23 protein-coding genes and 1 pseudogene are annotated in these 21,096 nt (G+C 65.6%); 14 read left to right on the forward strand and 10 right to left on the reverse strand.

Features of this window, described 5'->3' with window-relative positions; translation table 11 throughout:
* Positions 1-52: 52 nt before the first annotated feature.
* Entirely contained in the window at positions 53-295 is a 243-nt protein-coding gene (locus tag IG98_RS50760; RefSeq protein WP_157594482.1) for a hypothetical protein, read from the forward strand.
* A 27-nt stretch (positions 296-322) separates the two neighbouring features.
* Here IG98_RS50760 and IG98_RS0124225 read toward each other — a convergent pair whose 3' ends face one another.
* A complete protein-coding gene (locus IG98_RS0124225; protein ID WP_245651689.1) occupies positions 323-1,012 on the reverse strand; it encodes a TetR/AcrR family transcriptional regulator in 690 nt (229 codons plus the stop codon).
* Positions 1,013-1,095: 83 nt separating this feature from the next.
* Between IG98_RS0124225 and IG98_RS0124230 the strand changes: the two genes are divergently transcribed.
* Positions 1,096-2,274: an FAD-dependent monooxygenase gene (locus IG98_RS0124230; protein ID WP_037971111.1), complete on the forward strand. Its 1,179-nt coding sequence runs from the start codon at positions 1,096-1,098 to the stop codon at positions 2,272-2,274.
* Between the two features lie 33 nt (positions 2,275-2,307).
* Here the strand turns inward: IG98_RS0124230 and IG98_RS0124235 are convergent, their stop codons facing one another.
* Positions 2,308-2,922: a cupin domain-containing protein gene (locus tag IG98_RS0124235; RefSeq protein WP_211264079.1), complete on the reverse strand. Its 615-nt coding sequence runs from the start codon at positions 2,920-2,922 to the stop codon at positions 2,308-2,310.
* 205 nt (positions 2,923-3,127) lie between these two features.
* Entirely contained in the window at positions 3,128-3,427 is a 300-nt protein-coding gene (locus IG98_RS0124240; RefSeq protein WP_030916418.1) for a nucleoside triphosphate pyrophosphohydrolase, read from the reverse strand.
* A 181-nt stretch (positions 3,428-3,608) separates the two neighbouring features.
* On the opposite strand from IG98_RS0124240, the gene IG98_RS0124245 reads away from it, so the two are divergent.
* Complete coding sequence (locus IG98_RS0124245) at positions 3,609-4,577, forward strand: HNH endonuclease family protein (RefSeq protein WP_211264080.1); 969 nt, start codon at positions 3,609-3,611, stop codon at positions 4,575-4,577.
* Positions 4,578-4,642: 65 nt separating this feature from the next.
* Here the strand turns inward: IG98_RS0124245 and IG98_RS47240 are convergent, their stop codons facing one another.
* On the reverse strand, positions 4,643-5,197 hold the full coding sequence (locus IG98_RS47240; protein WP_051752788.1) for an ATP-binding protein: 555 nt from the start codon (positions 5,195-5,197) through the stop codon (positions 4,643-4,645).
* A gap of 28 nt (positions 5,198-5,225) precedes the next feature.
* On the opposite strand from IG98_RS47240, the gene IG98_RS0124255 reads away from it, so the two are divergent.
* From IG98_RS0124255 to IG98_RS0124275, 5 genes are all read left to right on the forward strand, one after another.
* On the forward strand, positions 5,226-5,984 hold the full coding sequence (locus tag IG98_RS0124255) for an IS5/IS1182 family transposase (RefSeq protein WP_030916427.1): 759 nt from the start codon (positions 5,226-5,228) through the stop codon (positions 5,982-5,984).
* 42 nt (positions 5,985-6,026) lie between these two features.
* Entirely contained in the window at positions 6,027-6,650 is a 624-nt protein-coding gene (locus IG98_RS0124260; protein ID WP_030916429.1) for a DUF6461 domain-containing protein, read from the forward strand.
* A gap of 44 nt (positions 6,651-6,694) precedes the next feature.
* Positions 6,695-7,582 carry a hypothetical protein gene (locus IG98_RS45225; RefSeq protein WP_051752790.1) on the forward strand — a complete coding sequence of 296 codons (888 nt, stop codon included), beginning with the start codon at positions 6,695-6,697 and terminating at the stop codon, positions 7,580-7,582.
* A complete protein-coding gene (locus IG98_RS0124270) occupies positions 7,579-8,115 on the forward strand; it encodes a GNAT family N-acetyltransferase (RefSeq protein ID WP_051752791.1) in 537 nt (178 codons plus the stop codon). The genes IG98_RS45225 and IG98_RS0124270 overlap by 4 nt, the downstream gene beginning before the upstream one ends.
* A gap of 111 nt (positions 8,116-8,226) precedes the next feature.
* Positions 8,227-9,132 (forward strand): phosphotransferase enzyme family protein, encoded by a 906-nt coding sequence (locus IG98_RS0124275; protein ID WP_030916436.1) that lies wholly within the window; start codon positions 8,227-8,229, stop codon positions 9,130-9,132.
* On the opposite strand, the gene IG98_RS0124280 is transcribed toward IG98_RS0124275, so the two are convergent.
* Entirely contained in the window at positions 9,126-10,505 is a 1,380-nt protein-coding gene (locus IG98_RS0124280) for an NsdA family TPR-like regulatory protein (protein ID WP_030916439.1), read from the reverse strand. The genes IG98_RS0124275 and IG98_RS0124280 overlap by 7 nt on opposite strands.
* A gap of 204 nt (positions 10,506-10,709) precedes the next feature.
* Here IG98_RS0124280 and IG98_RS0124285 point away from each other — a divergent pair, with 204 nt between their 5' ends.
* Both IG98_RS0124285 and IG98_RS0124295 read left to right on the forward strand, forming a co-directional pair.
* Complete coding sequence (locus tag IG98_RS0124285) at positions 10,710-11,195, forward strand: ATP-binding protein (RefSeq protein WP_169750170.1); 486 nt, start codon at positions 10,710-10,712, stop codon at positions 11,193-11,195.
* A 565-nt stretch (positions 11,196-11,760) separates the two neighbouring features.
* A pseudogene (locus IG98_RS0124295) lies at positions 11,761-12,105 on the forward strand (IS256 family transposase); the annotation flags it as partial.
* A gap of 138 nt (positions 12,106-12,243) precedes the next feature.
* On the opposite strand, the gene IG98_RS50765 reads toward IG98_RS0124295, so the two are convergent.
* Both IG98_RS50765 and IG98_RS48985 read right to left on the reverse strand, forming a co-directional pair.
* Positions 12,244-12,396, reverse strand: a complete 153-nt coding sequence (locus IG98_RS50765; protein ID WP_157594483.1) for a hypothetical protein — start codon at positions 12,394-12,396, stop codon at positions 12,244-12,246.
* A 302-nt stretch (positions 12,397-12,698) separates the two neighbouring features.
* A complete protein-coding gene (locus tag IG98_RS48985; protein ID WP_084195604.1) occupies positions 12,699-13,787 on the reverse strand; it encodes a transporter substrate-binding domain-containing protein in 1,089 nt (362 codons plus the stop codon).
* 356 nt (positions 13,788-14,143) lie between these two features.
* Here IG98_RS48985 and IG98_RS0124310 point away from each other — a divergent pair, with 356 nt between their 5' ends.
* From IG98_RS0124310 to IG98_RS0124320, 3 genes are read left to right on the forward strand one after another with little or no spacing between them, the layout of a single operon-like run.
* On the forward strand, positions 14,144-14,482 hold the full coding sequence (locus IG98_RS0124310; RefSeq protein ID WP_211264081.1) for a hypothetical protein: 339 nt from the start codon (positions 14,144-14,146) through the stop codon (positions 14,480-14,482).
* Positions 14,482-15,450: an ATP-grasp ribosomal peptide maturase gene (gene tgmB, locus IG98_RS0124315; protein WP_030916448.1), complete on the forward strand. Its 969-nt coding sequence runs from the start codon at positions 14,482-14,484 to the stop codon at positions 15,448-15,450. Before IG98_RS0124310 ends, tgmB begins: the two co-directional genes overlap by 1 nt.
* On the forward strand, positions 15,447-16,655 hold the full coding sequence (locus IG98_RS0124320) for a methyltransferase domain-containing protein (protein WP_051752793.1): 1,209 nt from the start codon (positions 15,447-15,449) through the stop codon (positions 16,653-16,655). Before tgmB ends, IG98_RS0124320 begins: the two co-directional genes overlap by 4 nt.
* Before the next feature lie 52 nt (positions 16,656-16,707).
* On the opposite strand, the gene IG98_RS50770 is transcribed toward IG98_RS0124320, so the two are convergent.
* Both IG98_RS50770 and IG98_RS0124330 read right to left on the reverse strand, forming a co-directional pair.
* Entirely contained in the window at positions 16,708-17,874 is a 1,167-nt protein-coding gene (locus IG98_RS50770) for an HNH endonuclease (protein ID WP_157594484.1), read from the reverse strand.
* A 191-nt stretch (positions 17,875-18,065) separates the two neighbouring features.
* Positions 18,066-18,683 carry a DUF6461 domain-containing protein gene (locus IG98_RS0124330; RefSeq protein ID WP_030916456.1) on the reverse strand — a complete coding sequence of 206 codons (618 nt, stop codon included), beginning with the start codon at positions 18,681-18,683 and terminating at the stop codon, positions 18,066-18,068.
* Between the two features lie 322 nt (positions 18,684-19,005).
* Between IG98_RS0124330 and IG98_RS0124335 the strand changes: the two genes are divergently transcribed.
* Entirely contained in the window at positions 19,006-20,247 is a 1,242-nt protein-coding gene (locus IG98_RS0124335; protein ID WP_030916459.1) for a hypothetical protein, read from the forward strand.
* 142 nt (positions 20,248-20,389) lie between these two features.
* Here IG98_RS0124335 and IG98_RS0124340 read toward each other — a convergent pair whose 3' ends face one another.
* On the reverse strand, positions 20,390-21,067 hold the full coding sequence (locus IG98_RS0124340; RefSeq protein ID WP_030916462.1) for a winged helix-turn-helix transcriptional regulator: 678 nt from the start codon (positions 21,065-21,067) through the stop codon (positions 20,390-20,392).
* Between the last annotated feature and the right edge of the window lie 29 nt (positions 21,068-21,096).

The following is a 21,096-nucleotide window of genomic DNA, read 5'->3' on the forward strand; positions in this document are numbered from 1 at the left end:
TCCTTCACGCCGGGCGGGGTCGTCCCGCCGGGGAAAGCGACATGGCATGTGCATGATCTTTACAAACCATGTCAAGAATCGTGAATCGATCTTGTCGTTTTTTCAAGTACTTGACACGTTAAAAGGGGATATGTCAGAAGAATTAACGCGGGAGGCCGGTGCCCAGATATCGGCCGCCGAGGCGCGGCCGGTCTCCGGGCCGAGCGCCCGGATGGACCGGATCCCGCCGGAGGCGCCGCGGGCGGCGAACATGATCACCCAAGATCATGAAACGTCGGGGGCCGACCGACGGTGAACACTCGGGCACCGTGACTCCTGGGAGCTACTCGTCCAGGTGCGTCCGGGGGGCGGAAGGTTGCCGCACGGCCGTGTAGCGGCGCAGGTCATCGCCAGTGAGCGGAGCCCCGGGAAGGGTGAGCTCCGATCCGGCGCGCAGGCCGCTCAGCATGATCTCCAGCACGCGGGCCATGGCTTGTCCGCCGGGCATGTCCGGCGGTGTGTAGATCTGCAGGGTCATCAGCAGGGCGATGTCGCCGGGGCCGATGTCATCGCGCAGGGTTCCGTCCGCCTGCGCCTGTTCGGTCATCCGCAGGACGACGGCGATCACCCGCTGCCGCATCTCGTGCAGGTCGCGGCCGGTTCGGATCTGCTGGTGCAGGTGCGGCTCGAGCTTCGCCGGCAGTGCACCCAGCCGCAGTTCGGCGCAGATGCGCAGGAAGCGGCACAGTGCGTGCCAGGCGTCGGGCTCTTCACGCCAGGCGGTCTCCGCCAGGTCGACCAGGCGTAGCAGGCTCTCCTCGCCGACGGCGCGGAGCAGTGCGTCCCGGTCGGGGAAGCGGCGGTACAGCGTGCCGATGCCGACGCCCGCCCGGCGTGCCACCTCCTCCAGGGGTACGTCGACGCCCTGCTCCAGGAACAGCTTCTGGGCGGCTGCGACGATCAGGTCCCGGTTGCGGCGCGCGTCGGCGCGCAGCCCCGTCGTCTCCTGAGGTTTCTTCGTCTCCACTGCCACCTCAACCAGTAATTGGACGGTTTTCCTCCGCTTAGGATACCGTGCATCAAAGTGGAGGAAATTCATCCGTTTAGTGAGGTGTCATGAGCGAGCGCACAGTGCTGATCTCCGGGGCCGGCGTCGGCGGGCCGACCCTGGCCTACTGGCTGGCCCGGTACGGCTTCCGCGTCACCGTCGTCGAACGCGCCCGGGGGTTACGCTCCAGCGGGAACCCGGTGGACGTCAGAGGACGCGCCGTGGACGTCGCCGAACGGATGGGCCTGCTGTCCCGGCTGCGCGAGGCCGCCACCGGCACGACGGGAGTCAGCCTCGTCAACGCCTCGGGCAGGCGGGTCGGCCGGATCGACATGCGCGCCATGCAGCAGGCGGGCGAGGTCGAGCTGCCACGCGGCGATCTGGCGTCGATCCTGTACCAGGCGAGCCGCGACCACGCCGAGTTCCTCTTCGACGACTCCATCGCGACCCTCGATCAGGACGAGCACGGAGTCGAGGTCACCTTCGACCGCGCCGGCCCCCGCCGCTTCGACCTGGTGATCGGGGCCGACGGCCTGCACTCGACGACGCGCCGGCTGGCGTTCGCAGCAGAGGGCGAACTCGTGCACCACATGGGCCTCTACGTCGCCACGACACCGCTCGGCGGCCGGTCCGGACCCGGCCGGGACATCCTCATGCACAACACGCCCGGCAAGACGGTCGCCGTCAGCCCCACCCCCAGCGGCGATCTGGCGTTCTTCCTCTACCGCAGCCCGGCCGAACCCGGCTTCGACCACCGCGACACCGAGCAGCACAAGCGGCTGCTGACCCGCGCGTTCGCGGACGTGTCCTGGCGGGCGCCCGAACTGCTGGAGCGGGTGCGCACCGCCGAGGACCTCTACTTCGACTCGGTCAGCCAGGTGCGCCTACCCCGCTGGTGGAACGGCCGGGTCGCGCTCCTCGGCGATGCCGCGTCCTGCGTGTCACTGTTCGGAGACGGCTCCACCCTGGCCATGGCGGGGGCGTTCACCCTCGCCGAGGAACTGGCCGCCGCCCCGGACGACCTCCAGGCGGCCTTCCGCCGATACGAGATCACGCACCGACGCCTGGTGGATCCCAAGCAGCGCAACATCGGACAGGCTTCGGCGCTCCTCGTCCCCGCGACCCGACGCGGCATCCTGGCGAGGAACCTGGCCGTCCGCCTGTGGCCCGCCGTGGCCGTCGCCGCACGGCTGAGGCGTACCCTCAGCAGGCCTCCGGCAGCACCGCGACACCTCCGATCCAGATGATCGTCACCCCTGCACGCGAACTCGTACGCCGGCTCAGTCCCAGTCGTGGTCCCCCGGAAGCAGCACCATGTTGTGGGCACCCAGGATGTCCACCATCTCGTTGAACTTCTCGTCCGGCCAGGGGGCTGGATCCCGCTCCGTCTCGCCGTATGCCAGGAAGAAGGACTCGGGTCCGGCGGGTGTGTAGAAGACGAGGAGTCTGGCCGGCTCCGAGCCACTGTTCCTGAAACCGTGGCGCGTGCCTTTGGGGATGTACACGAAATCGCCCGGACCGGCCAGGATCCTCTCGTTCCCGTTGATGAACTCGAATTCCCCGGAGAGGATGTAGAAGGCTTCGTCTTCCTTCAAGTGGATGTGCGGGACGTTGCCGTGGTCGGGCTCGATGAGACCGTCCATGAAGGCGAACGCGCCGTCGGCCTGTTCTCCGGTGACCTTGACCGCGAACGTCTCATGTCCGGTGAGCCGGACGACGCCCCCGTCCTTGCGGACGGCGCGATCCGAGCCGCCTACGACCTCACACCGACCCCGGCCCTGAGCGAGGCCATTGAGGTGCTCCAGGCCGGACGCTCCCGTAGCTGAAGCTCGGCCCGAACGCAGCTGAGGCTCGGTCCGGGCGCGAATAACTCCGCACTCCCCAGACTCGGTCACGTCTCTCCTGGATGTCCATCGGGGCGTGACAGTCTCTGCCAGAGCCCCAGTACGGCCGGACCGCGTTCACCTCCAGGGAGATGGCGTGCGGGTGATCAAGCCCGGCGTTGGCACGGGTGAGATCCGTGTGACAAGAGACGGCCACTCCGTAATCCGTCGCCTCGCCTGTCTCCCCTGAGACCAGCGGGCCGGCTCGGTGGCGCTTTCAGCCAAGGTAGAGCCGTTCGACAAAGGCACCCCGCTCGGTTCGCTTGGCCTCCGCGGCCTTCTCGATGTCCGCCCACTCGTGCCCGTGCACCTTCGCGATGGCCCGCAGCACTTCGAGCACGTCGGCGATCTCCCCCGCCACCTCGGTCACCGCGGCCTCGCGCAGCTCCGCCGCCTCCTCGGACAGCTTCTCCAGCAGCGCCGCGCGGTAGTCGTCCTCCCCGAGCACGGTCACCACCGGCTCCCCGCCATGCTCCCGAATGATCTCCGGAATCCTGTCCCGCACGAGTTTCCCCACCACAGAGCACTCCTTCGCGCACGTACGGCTTCCTTCGGAAAACCCAGAGACTACCGGGCTCCTCCGTCGTGCGCGTTTCCCTGCACGAGCGGTGAAAATGGCCTGTATTTCGGCAAATACACACCAAGGGCGGCGGATGGATTTCTCTCACTGGGAACAGAGCCCACGCTCCTCATGGCGCATGGCCGTACTGGTAGGGGCGAACACCCGCACCTACAAGTTCGCCCTCGGCTCCGCGCTCCTGTACGCCGCCGCCGAAGACCGGTCGGAGATCCTGCTCCGGGACCTGGCGGTGCCGTACGCGATGGAGCTGGTACGGCATCTCGGCCAGGCACCGCAGATGCGCCAGCGCGCGGAGCGGGGAGAGTCGGACTTCCTCTCCGTGGCCGAACGGGAGGCCGCCGAATCACTCAGGCTTGGAAGTCCCACCGAAGAACTACTGGTGGCGGCCATCAAGTCCATGCCCGAGATGGTGATGCAGAAGTTCCACAACCTGCCCAGCGGAGGAGCGAAGGTGCCGCACCGCTTCTACGAGGTGACCGGCCGCTCCCCCGAACAGGTCGTCCGGTTGAGCAGGGAACTCCGCGACATCGCCCAGTCGGAGCAGGCCCCGACCCTGCGGGGCGAGCTGTCAGCCCGCTGGAGCATCGTGGAGACGTCCTTCGCCATCGGGATCGGCCAGAGCCTGATCCATGAGGGTGTCGTCGCGGACCTGACCACCCTGCAGATCACCGACAAACAGCGTCGCCGATCGGTCACCGGCGTCACGGACGCGGTCATCGGCTTCCAACGCGGCCTCTGCCTGATCTGCGCGGACCCCATCGCGCTGGGCATCGACAGCATCGCCGTCGACCACGTGTTCCCCTTCTCGTTCAGGAGGCTCCTTCCCTCCGGCGGCAAGGGGATGGCACCCGACCTGGACGCGATCTGGAACCTGGCTCCCACCCACGCGGGGTGCAACGGCCAGAAGAGCAACCGGCTCCCCACGGAGCAGGAGATGTTCAGACTCGCGCAGCGGAACGAGGCCATCATGCAGTCGCCATATCCGCTCAAGAAGACCCTGGCCCTGACCCTGGAGCACAGCGGGTACAAAAACCCCCAGCCAGGCGCTTGGTTCACATTCATTCGGCACGTACGTGGCCTCTTTTGACGCATCACCTTCTGCGGAGCCGAGACCGGCGGCATGAGTCCTGGTCATCGCCACCGGTCCCGGGGTCAAGAGGGCAGGTGATGGTCAGGGAAGGCCGGTGCCCACGGTTGCGTGGGAAGGTAGGCACCGGCCTTCGGGGGCGGTCCGTCGTCCGGCACGGGGGCACTCGGACACGGACCGGTCTTGGTGGGCAGCGCGAACCCGACGGCCTTGCCGGGGGTCCCGGTGGCGCACATCCGGGTCACGTACGCCCGGCAGCGCCCCTTGGACAGTGCGTGCAGCAGCCCGCGCCCGCGCTGATCGGGTTCGTCACCGCAGGCACGCAGCCGATCGAGGATGGCGGGGATACCGTCGAGGTCCCGGTCTGCGTCGATGACCTCGCACCAGGACGACTCACCGTCCACGAAGACGACACGCAACTCGAAGGGCTGCCAGCCGTGCTCCTCGGCGTTGGCCGCCAACTCGGCGACGGCACTCTCGGCGTCGCTGAGCTCCTCGCCATCGAAGCCCGCGTTCTGGAGCACCTGCCTGACAACGGCTCTGGCCCGATGAGCGGCGGAGCCGGGCCGCAGGGTCTTCACCAGTACGCGGTAGTCGTGGAGCCTGATCGAGGGGGCCACGCCGTACCTCCCGGGTCTCGTCGGCGGGCTGTTGTCCAACCACACCCTGATTCGCCTGGCCGAACTCATCCGCACCCGGCACGCCGAACGTCGCTCCCGGTGGCGGAAGTTAGACTCGGCGCAGCAGGCGCTACTGGTCCTGGCCCATTTGCGCAATGGCGACACCTACGCCCGCCTGGCCGCCGGTTTCGCCGTGGGGACCACCACGGCCTGGCGCTATGTTCGCGAAGCCGTCGATCTCCTGGCCGACCTGGCCGACGACGTGCACGCCGCCGTCGAGCGCGCATCCTGGCTGGTCTACACCATCCTGGACGGCACTCTCATTCCGATTGACCGCCTCGCCGACGAGCGGCCGTATTACAGCGGCAAACACAAGCGACATGGAATGAACGTGCAACTGCTGGCCGACCCCATGGGCCGACTGGTGTGGGCCTCGCCCGCGTTGCCGGGCGCCGTGCACGACGTGAGCGCCGCTCGGAAGGTCGGCCTAATCGACGCCTTGACCAGCGCCGACGTGAAGACCTTTGCGGACAAGGGTTATCAAGGCGCGGGCGCCACGATTCGGACGCCGTTCAAGCGACATCGCCATCGGCCCTGGTTGTCGCGCAGGCAGCGGGATGTCAACCGCGCCCACGCTCGTATCCGGGCCATCGGTGAGCGTGGCGTCGCGACCTTGAAGGGCTGGAAGGTGCTGACCAAGCTGTGCTGTTGCCCGCATCGAGCGACAGCGTTCGTGCAGGCGATCCTTGTGCTGCAGCTCGTGGAAGAAGGCCACTACTCAGGATGAAATGGTTCTTATTGTGTCGGTGGGCGCTGCAAGCATGACGGGATGATCGCGACTCCTGACGACTACTCCTGGTTCTCCCCCGAGCGCTTCCCCGGCCTGGCGGACGCCTACTGCTTCACCTACGTCCGCGGCCTGACGCTTGAGGAAGTGGTGATCCGGCTCGGCGTCCGGGTTGAAGACTGCTCTCGCGTGACGCTTGATGGGCTGATCCGGTGGCAAACCTTCGGTGCCGTCGCCGTTGGAGACTGGGTACTCCTCGTTGAGGCCAACGGCGGGCTCGGCGTCACCGAAGAGATCATCATGCCGCTGTCGGCGGGCACCCGTCTCGTCTCCCACTTCTACCTCGACGTCGATGACATGGACTACTTCTACTGGATCGACGACGGGAAGATCCGGTTCGAGTTCGCGCACGACGAAGGCTATTCCCACCGGATCGAAGACGGGAGGATCCAGTTCATGGCCAGGCCCCACGAAAGCTACTCAGAGGAGATGCCGGACGAACTCGCAGAGATTCTGGAGCGGATCGACTCCCCCGTCTACTCGATCGCCGCCCCCCACAAAGGGCCGGCGTTCCTCATGGCCGAGTGCCTCACCGGGATCACGATGACGCCGCAACTGCTGGAGAAGTCCACCTATCTGTGCGGAGTCGTTCCCGGATCGAGGTGAGCAGGATCCATCGTCTACAGCTCCCGCGGGTTGGTAGGCGGACAGTGGATCACTTCGCTGCACGCTCCTGCAGGTTTCACGGGGGCACTGTTCTCCGCAGGCCTGCCGCACCAGGCCATCAGGATGAAAAAGCCTCACTGCGCAAACTCGACGACCAGCACGGTGGCGGCGCGCTCAGCCTGCGCTACATCACCAGCGAACTACGCAACGTCCTCGACCTGGTCCAATGCGCCGACTACGAACCCGCCGTCGGACACCAGCTCCTGACCATCGTCGCCGACCTCGCCCAGCTCGTCGGCTGGGTCCACTTCGACGCCCAGCGCCCCGGTGCCGCCGAACGCTACCTGTTGCTCAGCGAACGCATCGCCCGAGGACTGGGCGAGCTGGGCCGCGCCGCCAACGCCATCGGCATGCTCGCCTACATCTCCGCCTTCACCGGCCGCGTCGCCACCGCCGCAGCCTCCGCCGGAGACCTCTCCACCTTCCGCCAGGCCGCAGAGAAGGCCCGGCAACTGCTGGACTCAGCCGAGGTCGCCCCGACCTACCTCTACTACCTGGAGCCCGACCAGCTGACCGCCGAGACCGGGCAGGCCCTCGTCGTCCTGGGCGAGCAGATGACCGTCTACCGCAAACCTCTGCTCAACGAGGCCATCGGCCTACTCTCCCCGATCTCCGCAGTCGGCGCCCGCCCCGACTACCCACGCTCCGCCCTGCTGCACGGCACCTTCCTCACCCACGCCCACCTGCTACGCGGTGACATGGAAGCGGCAGTCGACGCGGGCCGGGCCGCGCTCACCCGGCTGGACGAGGTCCAATCGGTCCGCGCACTCACCTACCTACGCCGCCTGCGCCCGGCCTTCGCCCACCGCAGCCGCTCCCCGAAGGTCGCGGCCTTCCTCCCCCACCTCGACACCGCCCTGGCCCAGATATGATCGCCACCCGCTTCCTCATCCGACCCCGCCCCTACGACCACCCGGACGCCATCCGCCTGGTCCGCGCACTCTTCGACGACCAGCAACAGCGCTACGGCTACGCCGACCCCTTCGAAGCCGACCCCGCCTCCTACGCCCCGCCCCTCGGCCTGTTCCTTGTCGGCTACCTCAACACCGTCCCGGTGACCTGCGGCGGCTACCGCACCTTCGACGAACCCACCCACACCATCGAGATCAAGAAGATGTACACCGTCCCCCGCCTTCGCGGCCTGGGCCTGGGTGAACGCCTCCTGACCACCCTCGAACACCACGCCGCGCGAGGTGGGGCACAGCGCTCCATCCTGGAAACCAGAGTCCGCAACACCGCCGCCCTCGCCCTCTACACCGGCATCGGCTACCAACCAAAGGCTCGTCCTGCACTGCACGCACGGCGAAGACAAGCCGTGGGCCGTGTATGCCGAGGCGCCCGTCATCCCTCCCGAGGAGGAGAAGGCATAGGGCCTTCGGCATCAACCCCAGCCAGACCAGTTTGAAGCTGTGTTTCCCGCATACTCAGCAAGTGGGACGCGTGCGTCTTCGCTGACCGGCTTAGTGATCGAGCAGAGACGGATAGGTTCCCGATGCAGGGGGGTAGCGTTCGGCGCATGAGCGAGAGATCGCACGCTTCCCCCTTCACCGCTGAGAGCACCCAGGCCACCCTTTTGCGGGCCTGCACCCGGGTCGGGCTTGATCCGTCGAATGCCCGGTTGGTCCGGCTCGGGGAGAACGCGGTCTACCGCCTGGCCTCACCCGTCATCGCGCGTATCGGCCGGACGACGGCGTACGCGGATGACGCCAGAAAGGAGGTCGCGGTAGCCGGCTGGCTGGCCACCGAAGGTTTCCCCTCCGTCCGTACGCTCTCCCTCGATCAGCCGCTCATCGTGGACGGGCGCGTTGCCACGTTCTGGGAGTCGATCTCCGAGGAGGAGAACTACGCCTCGCCCGCCGAACTGGGCACCCTGCTCGCCACGCTCCACACGATGGAAGCACCGGCGGGACTACGGCTCCCCCCGCTGGAACCCTTCGCGCGGGCAGAACATCGGATCGCGGGCAACGACTGGTTCAGCCCCGAGGACGCCTCGTTCCTGCACGAGCGACTGGCCGAACTCCGCGAGGGGTACGCGGCGCTGAGTTTCGGGCTTCCCCAGGGCGTGATCCATGGCGACGCGAGCGTGGGCAACGTCATCCGCGACCGTACCGGCCGCCCGACGCTGCTCGATCTGGACGGTTTCGCGCTGGGACCTCGTGAGTGGGATCTCGTCCTCACCGCGATCTACTACGAACGCTTCGGCTGGCACACCGCCGGGGAGTACGACGCCTTCACCCAGGCTTACGGCTTCGACGTGATGCGCTGGCCCGGCTACCGGGTCCTGGGCGATGTCCGGGAGTTCCTCATGGTCACCTGGCTCAGCCAGCAGGCCGGCCAGGACGAGCGGGCTGCCGCAGAGGTGCGCAAGCGGATCCGGGCGTTGAGGACCAACGCCGACCGAGGCGATTGGGAGCCCTACTGAGCCGCCATCACCTGCTGCCACAGGGAGAAATCCGCGGCCTGCTCGTAGAAATCGCCGAGTTCCGCGGAAGTGACCGTTGGCGTGAGCCGCACTGAGAACTCACGAAGGTAGCTCGCGCAGCGGGCCGAGCGTAACTGCTCACCGGCTCTCAGCGCGTCCAGGGCGACCAGGCACGCCTGTTCTACCTCCCCCGCGCCGAGGTGCGCGTCCGCGAGAACCATCGTGGCGAAGAAGTCGCTGCGCAGACACTCGCCGTCCTTGCCGGTCCTGACGCACGGGGTCACGTATTGGCTGGCCGCCACCGGGCGTCCTAGGTCGCGAAAGCAGTGTCCGAACTCGGCGGCAAGTTCGGCCTCGTCGAAGTAGCCGATCCAGTCCGGGTCGTCGTCAGGGTTTCGCCGCTCGAATTCCCGTGCAGCCTGAGTCAGAGCACGATCACAGGCGGGGGCATCGCCCAGGCGTGCCAGCGCTCGGGCTTCCATCGTGTGGAAGTGCGCTGTCAGCGTCGGGGTAGCCGCCCCTGCTGTTCCTTGGCGTGCTGCTCGGGCCAGGTTGACGGCTTCGCGGTATCGGCCGACGAAGGTGGCCTGGTGACTCATGGCATCGAGAACACTGGCGGCCAGCAGCCGGTTGTCTGCTGCCTGGGCCAGGCCGAGGGCTTGAATGAAGTAGCGCTGGGCCAGAGCGTGCAAGCCGCTGTCGTATGACATCCAGGCGGCCAGAAGGGTGGCTTCGGCCACTACGGAGACGAGACGGGGGCTCGTTTTCTCCGAAGTTCGACCACGTAGAAGCCGGGTGGCATCCGTATTCAGATAGTGGATGAAAGAACGTCTCGCGTGCTCCCCTCCGAACCGGTTGTCCATCTGCGCGAACAGATCAACCGTGGCACAGAATCGCGCGATGTCGGCTTCGCCTATCCGAGATTCTCTTTCATCGGCGAACAACGGCGTCGCGAGGAGCCAGGTCAAGGAAGCGTCGTTCCATGCTCGTGCGTTGATTTGCCCGTTGAGTACGACCAATGCCTCGTCGAGGTCGGCCTGCCACAGTCGCGTGACTGTCTCCACACCTTCGGCGAGCGCTTCGGGATAGGCCAACCCCAGATCCACCGGCAGCTTGGCCGAGGATGCCAGACCGGCGTCGGAGGGGGTGATCGTACGTCCCAGGACTCGGCTCAACGTCGCGGTGATCAGCCCTGCGGTGTCGCCGCGAGGCTGCATGCCGTTCAGCCATCGACTCACCGACGTGTGATCACAGTTGATGGGAGTGCCTTCGTTCTCCGAGGTGCCTCGGACCGCGCGAGCAAATGATTTACGAGAAAAACCGGCTTCTTTGATAAGTCGGGCCAATCGGTCATTGGGCGCCTGCTCCACCATTCCTCCTCCTGAGTGCACATTTGCGCCCCCTTGCGCGCACTGCGGTAGGCCCTCGGAGAGGTGCACTCTTGTGTCGTCCAGTCAAGCGAGGATTACCGGCCTGGTCTACGGCAATGCGAAAAGAAGGGGTGGCATGAACCAGTGAATTCTTCGAATTTTCGGCCGTCCATGGACGGATCTCTGAACAAAGATCCTCTTACCTCGATGAGACGCCCCCACCCCTTCGACGAACGCGACAAACCGTTGGGACGCTTCCGGGTGATCGCCTGGTGCCTGCCTCGCTGTAATGCCGCCCGGCGTGCTCGAGAGCTGTTCCGTGACCAGCTGGCCAAGCTACCCCTGGCCACCGACGTGCTCGACGAGCTGGAGATCGTGGTCTCCGAACTGGTCACCAACGCCACCCGCTACGCCCCCGGCCCCTACGAACTACGCCTCCTACACGACCAGGGCCTGCCCGTCCGCGCCGAGGTCGTCGACGCCGGAGCCGGAACCACCCTCATCGCACACCTGCTGCACCGCCCACTCCCCCTGCCCGAGCACCTCGACGACCTCGAACTCGGCGGCCGGGGCCTGCGCATCGTCACCGAACTCACCCACGGCCACTGCGGCACCCAATGGACCCGCCTGTGCGGCACCGGCCAACTAGGCACCGCCGTCTGGTTCGACCTCCCCACGTCTCACCACCCCTGACCCCCAGACCTCCGGGCAGCCGGGACCGTCCCCCGATCCCCGCTGACCCCGGAGCCGGTCCACGCCCACGGTTTCCCCGGCCGCGCGTGGACCGCACGAAAAGGCCGGCGTCCACGGACCTGATCCCCCTCGTCCGGGACGCCGGCCTCCCCCACCACAGCCACCACGGAAAGCGACGGTCCCCATGACCGCACCAGCAAACCCCAAAGGCCGCCGCCGCCGCGAAGCGGGCCCCGTACCGATCGGCCCCCATCCGGCAAGCACCGACAATGCCACCGACCTGGCCCGCGACCTGGAAGCCCGCCACCCCGGCTGGGTCATCCTCTGGCGCCACTGGGCCCGCCGCTACTGGGCCTTCCCCACCTGGCTCCCCAACGCCCCCGGCCCCATCGAAGCCAGAAACATCCAGGACCTGCTAAGCCAGATGAACGACATGCATGCCCGTCCCGCAAGGGAAAGCTCCGGTACAACACCCGAAGGAGGCATTCCACCCTCGGGCAGCGCAGCCCGATAAAGCGCTGTTCGCCGCATGACAGCCGGTGTCCACACTTCGGGGTGAACCCCCGACAAATACCCCAAGGCCGCCGAGCATCTGGATGAGGCGCGCGAGGACATCCTGGCCTTCGCCGTCTATCCCAAGGCCGTGTGGCGGCAGATCTGGTCCAACAATCCGCAGGAGCGGCTGAACAAGGAGATCCGCCGCCGCACCGACGTAGCCGGCATTTTCCCCAACCGAGATGCCATCGTCCGGCTGGTAGGCGCGGTGCTGGCCGAGCAGTACGACGAGTGGACCGAAGGCCGGCGATACCTCGGCCTGGAAGTCCTCGCCGACTGCCGCAAAGCCGCCGAGAGAAAGGCAAAAGAGGACACCGCTGATATCAATGTGACTAAAGATGCTATTGCTGCTTAAATGGTATTCAGATCGCAGAGTGGTCGAATCTCATACACTACGATCTTGGACGCGGCCGAAAGCCTCAGGCTAGAGTGCAAGAGCAGTCAAGGCCCCGGCAGCGTAGCCGGGCTCTTGCGGCATCTGTAACTCATCAGCTCAAGGGTTCAAGTCGTGCATACCTAACTCGGTCTTCAACGCCAACACGAGCGGGTCGGTGAGGTCTCGATCCTCGGCGTACAGCTCTAGCAGGGTCAGAGCAGTGATCACATCGTTGTGGCTGAAGACCCGGTTACCCCAGCCCGCCACCACCCCCACTCCTCCCCTGCTTTGCGCGCGGTGTTCGAGATCGTGTCGCTGGTCATCTCCGTGTCGGAGATCTGAAGGGTCATGAGCAGCCCCTACCCAGTCACAGGTCTGGGCCCGCCTACAGGAGGTGCAAACCTCAGGCGCTGAGCAGCTTCTCGAAGGCGCGCGTGGCGCCGATCAGTCACATCATGGACCGGCTGTCCTCGGCGACCTCACACTATGCGCGTATCGCCTCGGCCCGGTGCCGGGCGTGCCGGAGCGTGTTTCGGCAGCAGATATCAACGGCACCGACCAACGAACGATCATTATTCAGAGTTCTCACAATGAACAGGATCCGTGCGGGGAGGCATGTGACCCTTTTCAGAGATCATATAAATATCAAGGTTATTCTTAAAAACCTCCCGCCACCGAGTACTAATAAAATCATTTAACGCCTTGCCGATCCCCTTACACAGGTTGGGGTGGTTATTTTTTACGCCGACACCAATCTCCACTTCCCCAGAGAGATTAATCGTGTCAAACCTAGTTCTATCGCCCTTCTGGCTTCCTATATAGGTATCCAGAATGCTTCTGTCCGTCGCCACCCCCACAACCGGATCTGCGGAATTAAAAAACCTTACCATACATTTATCTATAGTCACTTCCTTCACAATTTCATAATCCAATTTGAGGTCACTTTCGGCCGTAGTACCACTGGTAATGCATACATTCGGCCGCTCACCCCTTTCCTCAACTTCGCCACGTTTGACAGTGTCATAAGAAATTGCCGGAAAATCGATATAGTAAGGGCCCGCAAAGTCGACGAGCCGCTTCCGAGCAAGAGTAATGGAGTAGCTTGCGATGATTAAATCAACTTCCCCGTCTTTCAATTTCGTTTCTCGATCTCCTGGGTTCACCGGGATATATTTAATATTATCAAAACCAAGCTTTTCTAAAAGGAAGTCACCGACAGCGGTATCGAATCCCGATGCCTTCTGACCGGCCCCTTTGCTCCACCCTGGAATATCGCCATTAATACCTATTTTAACGGTGCGACCTCGTAAATATTCGACCGAGTCTCGGTTCGGCCAGATAACATTCACCGACCAGAGCACCAGGAGGGCTACGGCGGCTATGATTGATACCAATCTCACCAAATTTGGCCGCCCCTGGAGCTTACCTCCGGATATCTGAGGTTGATTAGCGAGACGAATCGCTAGAACCGCAACACCCACGCCGGCGATCCCTATAGGAACAGCAAGGATAGTTGCAAACCCAATACCATCCGAAAGATTAAGGAAGAGTAGGCCAGTTGTGGCCAGGGTGGCCAAGACCAGCGGTACGACCCAAAATAACTCCCGTCGAACCAGTCCGAGCCCAGAAGTCCCTTTAGTTTCGTCGCCAGCGTCAGCCATGAGCGGGACTGTAGCAGACCGGTTTGCCCGATGAGTAGCGACTTAGAAAGTTTTCCAACCCTCTCACCTCCTTACACCTCGACACGAAATTTTTAAATCCGACAAGATCCCGTAGTCGATCTGTTGTCGAGGCCCGCTATCCGGGATGGGTCGTCCTCTAGCACTGCTGGGCACGGTGCTACTGGGCCTTCCCGACCGGGCTTCCCGACATCCCCTGCCCCATCGAAGCCAGAAACGCCCCGGACCTGCTGACCCAGATGAACGACCTCGAATGCAGCGGGCACAGCTGATTCCTCATGTCAGGGCCAGGTTTCCTCAGACCGTCACACCATTTCCCGAAGATGGAAAGGAAAGCGATGACCACACCACAGCGGGTACTCGATCCCACGACATCGGCGAAGCAGGCTGGAACGAGCGTCCGCGAGACGTTCCCGATGGTCCCGGCGCATGGACAGGTCCCCCCGAGCGGCGAGCAACCTTCCACGACCGGGTCTCGGCCGTGGATCCTGAGGTTCGCCCGTGTTCCCGACCGCACACAGGCCACGCGTGTCTCCGAGACGTTCTACGACGACGAGCGACAGATCTCTCTCCAACTGGGTGGCGGACTGCTGCCCTACATGGCCACGAACAAGCCGACCGTCGTCGACGGGGACCCGAACAACCCGCCGAGCCTGGACGAAGGCTCGAAAGACTGATGCCGAACCCCATCCTGGTGCTGGCCGACCGGGGAGACTGGCCGACCGACCGTGTGGTGCAGACCCTCATCGAGCGGGGTGCGGAGGTGTTCCGGATGGACACCGCGGAGTTCCCCCGGGACGTGGCGTTGGACGCGCGGATCGGTGCCGCCCACTCCTGGGCGGGCTCGCTGGTCACCGCTTACCGTGACGCCGACCTCGGCCGTGTGCGGGCGGTTTATTACCGCACCCCCACGGCGTTCCGGTTCGAGGCCGGGATGAGCGGGCCCGAGCGACGGTTCGCCGCCGCTCAGGCCCGGTCGGGTTTCGGCGGGGTTCTCACCGCGCTGGAGTGCCGATGGGTTTCCCATCCGGTCGCGATGTCCCGGGCGGAGTACAAACCCGTGCAGCTTGACATGGCCCGCCGAACCGGCCTCCGCATCCCCGAGACACTCATCACCAACCGGCCTGACGCGGTACGTTCCTTCGCCGAGCACGTCGGCGGCCCGATCGTGACCAAGCCGGTCGCCTCACCGATGCTGATCGAAGACGACTGTCTCAAGACCGTCTACACCCGTCGCCTGACTCCCCCGATGCTGGAGGACCTGGCGGGCATCGAGACCACCGCCCACCTGTTCCAGGCGTGGGTGCCCAAGTCCCACGAGGTACGGCTGACCGTCGTCGGGGAACGTCTGCTCGCCGCCGAGATCCACGCGGGCAGCGACACCGCGTATGAGGACTGGCGGGCCGACTACGGGTCGCTTCGGTACGAGGTCACCGAGGTCCCGGCCGAGGTCCGCAACGGTGTGCTCACGCTGATGAACCTGCTGGGATTACGCTTCGGAGCGCTGGACTTCATTGTGGATCCGTACGGGCAGTACTGGTTCCTGGAAGTGAATCCGTGCGGCCAGTGGGATTGGATCCAGCACGCCACCGGCCTGCCGATCTCCGAAGCCATCGCCGACGAGCTCCAGGGAGTATCTGCATGAACATCCAGCAGCCGCCCTCTCCCGAGATACGGCGCAGGCTCGATGCGATGGTCGCAGAGCTGAGGCAGGCCGGGGCATTGGTCTCCCCGCGCTGGATGGACGCGTTCACCAACGTTCCCCGGCACGTGTTCGTACCGCGCCTGTTCATCCAGGAGATCGACGCACGCGGGATCACAGTGTGGTGCCCACTGGACGACGGCGACCGCGAGGCATGGCTGGACGCCGTCTACAGCGACACCACCCTGGTCACCGCCCTGGACGAGGACACCGTCGCGCCAGCGGACGGCGACGGGACGACCGGGATCGCCACCTCTTCCAGCACCGCGCCGTCACTGATGGCGCGGATGCTGGAAGACCTCCGGGTCGAGGACGGACAGCGGGTCCTGGAGGTGGGCACCGGCACCGGTTACAACGCCGCGCTGCTCAGCCACGTACTGGGCGACCAGCGGGTGCACTCCGTTGACATCCACCCCGCCCTGGTAGGGGCCGCCCGGGAACGACTGGCGTCGGTCGGCTTCAAGCCCGCCCTCGTCTCCGGCGACGGACGCCACGGCTTCCCCGGGCACGCCCCGTACGACCGGATCATCGTGACCTGTTCGGTGACGGCTATCCCCCGGGCCTGGCTGGAACAGACCCGCCCAGGCGGGGTGATCCTCACCGACGTCACGTCCGGCATCGAGGGCGGTCTCGCCCGTCTGACCGTCGGCGAGGGCCTGCGTGCCGAAGGCCGCTTCACCTCGACCACCGGCCGCTTCATGGCCTCCCGTCATGGCGAGCGTACCTACGAACAGCCACGACGGCCCACGTACGCACCTGTCTCGGGGACCAGGGACAGCACGGTAAGCGCGGCCGACATCCGGGCCAACTACGCCTTCCGTCTACTTCTGGGAGGACTGCTTCCCGACCTCGAACTGGTCTATCACCACGACGACGCCACCGGCGCACTCGCCGTACAACTTCAGCGACCCGACGGGTCGGCTTGGGCCCGCACCCCGTTGCCCGGACACCCCGGAGAGGGAGTCGTCACCTGGGGCGGCACCCACGACATATGGCAGCGAGTGGAGGATGCCTGGCGATGGTGGGCCGACCGGGACAAGCCTGACCACACCCGGTTCGGAATCACCGCCGACATTCACACCACCGGCATGTGGTGGCAGCCTCGCGACGAAGACGAACGTGTTCCGATCGGCAATCTGACCCTCTAAACCGATTACTTCGACCGGGGCCGGTGGGCGGCCTCTCGGGATCGCTACCGGTTCAGCTCCGCTCCGCGATGACCTTCCGGTGGTAAGCCAGATGCTCCGGGCTGATCTCGTGGTTCGGAGCGAGCCGGAGCAGATCCAGCGGGGTTTCGGATGTCGTGTCCATCACCCTGAGGTCGGCCTGGATGGCGATCGCGCCTCGGTCGAACAGGACGTGGTGGTTGGGGCAGAGGCAGAGCAGGTTGTCGGGCTCGTCGGGGCCGTTGTGCGGCTTTCCGAGCGGGCGGATGTGAGCTCCCTCGGCATAGAAACCCTGCTGGAGAGCGAGACGGTCGCCGCAGATCTGGCAGTGGTAGTCGTGCGCGCGCTTGATCTGCTCAGCGAGCAGAGAGTCGCGGATGACGCGCTCCACAACGGACTCGACACGGCCAGGCGTGGAGGACCCACCTCGAATGGCAACCGGGTTCAACCCGATCCTGGCGAGAAGCGTGTTGTGGTCGACGCCGTGGAAGTACGCGCCGAGCAGCCTCACGACGATCTGAGCACGAACGTCCTCCTGATCGGTGACGATCTCATGCGCCCATGTCCGCAGGCCGCTGTCCGGACGCTGCTCCTTCATCCATCGCTGCGCGGGCGAGCCGCTGGCGCGTGGCACGTCGGTGTGACCGGGCAGATCCCACAGGCCATGGTGGTAGAGCCACAGCACGGGGAACTCCGGGCTGGGCCGGTCCTCCTCAAGGCCGAACTCCTCGATGAGCTGCCCGAGTTCGCGGCGGGTGCTCTCCCAGGTCGTGAGGCGTGGCTCGCCCTGGGCAGCGCGGCCGATCGCCCAGAGCAGGGTCAGCGGCTGATGCCGTTTCTGTGCGCCGGTCGTGGGAGACACGGCGGGCTTGAGTGAGTCGACCTTCTGCAGGAGGTCTTCGACGGAGGGCACCGTGACAGCCTGCCCCGGTTTCGTCACCTCGAAGCCGAGGTCACCGAGCACCCGGGCAACGGTGGCGTTCCCACCGGAGAACTCGTCGGGACGCAGCGGCCTGCCACGGACTCCCCGGTAGGCGACTCCCGCGATCGCCTTGGAGTCGTACCGCCTACCGCCGTGGACGAGGAAGTAGCCGATGGCCCGGCGGTAGCCGTACTCCTCAAGAAAGGCGTCACGGCCCAACCGGTCGAACTCGGCGATCGCGTCGAGCACCATCTCACGTCGAAGATCGGAAAGCGCCACCGCACGAGCCTATACGCGGGTATCGCGTGAATTCCTGTCGATTTCCGGCGGAATCGGACTTCATGGCAAGCGGTGAGACCTCTCGGGCACCGACCGAAACCCTTCCTTGATTGGTGCGGTCAGTTGTTCTCCCGCCTCCGGCAGGTCACGACGGCCGGGCAACGGTGCACTCCTGCCCTGGGCTCGAGCCGTCAGGAGGTGGGTCTGATGCGTGAGTGCTGTGCCAGGAACCAGTCGGTGGCGATGTCGGTCTCCGTGATGCGTCCGATCAGCGCCAAGGCCGAGCTGATGCTCTCTGGATCCTCCACGGGATTGTCGAGGACGTCGTCATCGCTGATCTGGAAGCGCAGTCCGTCCATCAGGTGATCGAGCGCGTGCGGGTCGTCGCCGGACCGTCTCCAGTTCTCGGGCGAGAGCGGGTCGAAGGAGACGACCGTGCGGCCGTCGCGGGCGTAGTCGAAGTAGGCGTTGTAGTTGATGTCCATGAGGAGGCCGAGGGCCTGACGGCCACCTTCGGTGACGGAGCGCACGAACTCACCGTGGCCATGCGCCGGCACGATGCCGATCCAGCCGTTGACCTCGGCCACCCAGCGGGATTTGTCGTCGATGGCATGGTCGAGGATCTCGCTCAGGTAGCACGGGGTTCGGGTGGCGAGGTCCAGGTGGAAGGGCCGGGCGAGGGCGTCGAGGTCCGCGCCCTTGATCCACATGGCGCTGAATCCCAGCGCCCACAGGTCCATCTCGGCATCGAGTCCCTCGGTGAAGATGGTCGAGACCAGAAGGTCGTGCAGGTAGGTCGGTGACTGCATGGTCGCCTCTCGGAGGAGGGGGTATCTCACAGGACGCCCCGCACTGCGTGTCCGGTACCCGCGCCCGGGGAGCTTATATCTTGATCACCTGGGCGCACCGTAGCAAGGACAAGCCTCGCCCAGGTCGGCCAACCGAGCTTGGTGCGGGCAGGCGGTTGGGATCGACATGGTCGGTCCGGGGGCGGTGTCAGGCACGTCGAGATTTTCCGGATGGCGAGCGCGGGAGCCTCCATCCTGGAAGACTCCGACGTGCCTGCCCGCGCGCTACGAAGAGTCCCCATCCATCGCAGGGCTCTCCCTGCCCGCCCCCCAGGAGCCGACGATGGACAGCGAGATTCAGCTGATCAGTGACGGCGATGGCCTGGCTGTCATCGGGAGTCCGACGGCTGTCGAACGCTTCCTCGTCTCTGAGGGACTGCCGTCGAAGGAACTGGGGCTGCAACGGCTCGCGCCTGCCCTCAGTGCCGCGGCCGGAGCCGCACAGGCAGGTTCCGAGATTGCCGCCAGCTCGGGTCGCTGGGTGAAACTGACTCGGGAGTCAGCACAGCTTGTCGACAGGTACGGGCTGAGGACGAGCTCGAAGACGAATCTCAGCTCGGGTGTGCTGAAGGGGAACAATGGTCAGATCAGGGGATTCGTCGAATTCGCGAAGGGGCCTGGATCGCTTCTGACCAACCCGGCCCTTCTGGCCGGTGCCGCGGGGATCATGGCGCAACTTGCGATGCAACAGGCCATGGACGAGATCACCGACTATCTCGCCACGATCGATGAGAAAGTCGACGACGTGCTCCGCGCCCAGAAGGACGCTGTGTTGGCGGACATGATCGGAGTGGACTTCGTCATCGAGGAGGCCATGACCGTCCGAGAGCATGTGGGCCGGGTCTCCGAGGTCACCTGGTCGAAGGTCCAGGCCACGCCGACGACCATCGCGCGGACCCAGGCGTACGCGTTGCGTCAACTCGACGCACTCGCGGAGAAGGTGGAGCACAAGGCCAAGATCGGTGATCTCGCCAAGACGTCCAAGGAAGCCGCGTCCAAGGTCCAGGAGTGGCTCGCCGTTCTGGCTCGTTGTATCCAGTTGCAGGATGCGATCGCGGTGCTGGAACTCGACCGCGTGCTGGACGCGTCTCCGGAGGAGCTTGACCGGCATCGCCTCGCGCTGAAGGCTGCTCGGCAGAACCGGCTGGAACGCATCTCACGGAGCACCGAGCATCTGATGGCCCGTATGGATGCGGCCGCCGGCACGGCCAACACCAAAGTGCTGCTGCACCCGACCGCGTCCCGGACCGTGGTGCATTCGAGCAACCATGTCGCGACCGCCGTCGTTGACTTTCAAGGGCGGCTCGGGATCGAGCGCGGCCGGCAGTCACTGGAGGCGAGACGATGGGTGGACGCGGCCACGGAGGTGAGGGACAAGGTGTTCGAGACAGGAACAGCGGGCGTCGATGCCGCCAGGCGCGTCGGTAACGAGACCTTCGACCGCGCCAGATCGGTGACGGACAGGCTTTCCAGCGGGATTGCCGAGCGAGCGCTCCGTCGGCGCGGGGACGACGAGGAAGTCTGAATGAGCGGCGGCCGTCGGGGCCTTGGAGCGCAGGCACCACACGATACGGCTGACGGTCACCCGGGGGTTTCTCGCTGCGTCGGCACCGCCCATGTCCGCGACTCCGAGTTCGCCTTCCCTGCCCGGGGTGCACTGATCGCCGTCAGCGTGGTGGGACTGCGCCGATCAGTCGCCTGACTGCCTTGAGGTCGCCGGTCACCGTGAGCGCGCCGTCATCGATTGCCGAGGCCAGTGAGCGTTCGTGGCTCAGTATGGACTGCAGCGTGAGGTGGTCGCTCTCAAGGTATACGTCCGCGGGGGCAGAACCCTGGTCGCGCGCGACGGTGACCAGTTCGCCGTCGACAATCTCGACGCGGTAGACGTCGCGCTCCAGGGCGATCCGATACGTCGCGGTCCACGGCGCGTCCAACTGCGGCACGAAGAAGGCCCGCACGCCGAGCAGTACGGTGTCGGCGCTGATCCCTCCGGTCAGCGGCACGACCGGTGAGCGCATGCCCCAGGTCCGAAGCGCCGCGAACACCGGCTCCAACTCGGTGCCCCATTCGGTGAGTTCGTACGTCCTGCTGGCCGCAGGCGGTGGCAGCATACGCCTGCGCAGCACGCCGACTGCTTCGAGATCACGCAGCCGCTGTGCGAGCACGCTGGGGCCGAGTCCGGGCAGGGCGGCCTGCAGGTCAGCGTAGCGGCGTGGCCCGAGGCGCAGTTCGCGCACCACCAGCAGTGCCCAGCGCTCGCCGATCATGTCGAGCGCGTGGGCGATGGGGCACGCCTGTCCGTACGTCCGCTTCCCGGACTTCTCGCCGGCCTTCGCGTTTACCATCGCCACCTCGTCCGTAGTCGGCCAACTTT

This window comes from Streptosporangium amethystogenes (assembly GCF_000721075.1).
GTDB lineage: Bacteria > Actinomycetota > Actinomycetes > Streptosporangiales > Streptosporangiaceae > Streptosporangium > Streptosporangium amethystogenes.

Bases quoted from the DNA above. Each gene is read 5' to 3' on its own strand.
- IG98_RS0124280 (WP_030916439.1), bottom strand. From the start codon at position 10,505: ATGGTGGAGCAGGCGCCCAATGACCGATTGGCCCGACTTATCAAAGAA.
- IG98_RS0124340 (WP_030916462.1), bottom strand. From the start codon at position 21,067: ATGGTAAACGCGAAGGCCGGCGAGAAGTCCGGGAAGCGGACGTACGGA.
- IG98_RS0124285 (WP_169750170.1), top strand. From the start codon at position 10,710: ATGAGACGCCCCCACCCCTTCGACGAACGCGACAAACCGTTGGGACGC.
- IG98_RS0124335 (WP_030916459.1), top strand. From the start codon at position 19,006: ATGGACAGCGAGATTCAGCTGATCAGTGACGGCGATGGCCTGGCTGTC.
- IG98_RS0124230 (WP_037971111.1), top strand. From the start codon at position 1,096: ATGAGCGAGCGCACAGTGCTGATCTCCGGGGCCGGCGTCGGCGGGCCG.
- IG98_RS0124245 (WP_211264080.1), top strand. From the start codon at position 3,609: ATGGCCGTACTGGTAGGGGCGAACACCCGCACCTACAAGTTCGCCCTC.
- IG98_RS0124270 (WP_051752791.1), top strand. From the start codon at position 7,579: ATGATCGCCACCCGCTTCCTCATCCGACCCCGCCCCTACGACCACCCG.
- IG98_RS0124310 (WP_211264081.1), top strand. From the start codon at position 14,144: ATGACCACACCACAGCGGGTACTCGATCCCACGACATCGGCGAAGCAG.
- IG98_RS48985 (WP_084195604.1), bottom strand. From the start codon at position 13,787: ATGGCTGACGCTGGCGACGAAACTAAAGGGACTTCTGGGCTCGGACTG.
- IG98_RS50760 (WP_157594482.1), top strand. From the start codon at position 53: ATGATCTTTACAAACCATGTCAAGAATCGTGAATCGATCTTGTCGTTT.
- IG98_RS0124275 (WP_030916436.1), top strand. From the start codon at position 8,227: ATGAGCGAGAGATCGCACGCTTCCCCCTTCACCGCTGAGAGCACCCAG.
- tgmB (WP_030916448.1), top strand. From the start codon at position 14,482: ATGCCGAACCCCATCCTGGTGCTGGCCGACCGGGGAGACTGGCCGACC.
- IG98_RS0124260 (WP_030916429.1), top strand. From the start codon at position 6,027: ATGATCGCGACTCCTGACGACTACTCCTGGTTCTCCCCCGAGCGCTTC.
- IG98_RS0124330 (WP_030916456.1), bottom strand. From the start codon at position 18,683: ATGCAGTCACCGACCTACCTGCACGACCTTCTGGTCTCGACCATCTTC.
- IG98_RS0124320 (WP_051752793.1), top strand. From the start codon at position 15,447: ATGAACATCCAGCAGCCGCCCTCTCCCGAGATACGGCGCAGGCTCGAT.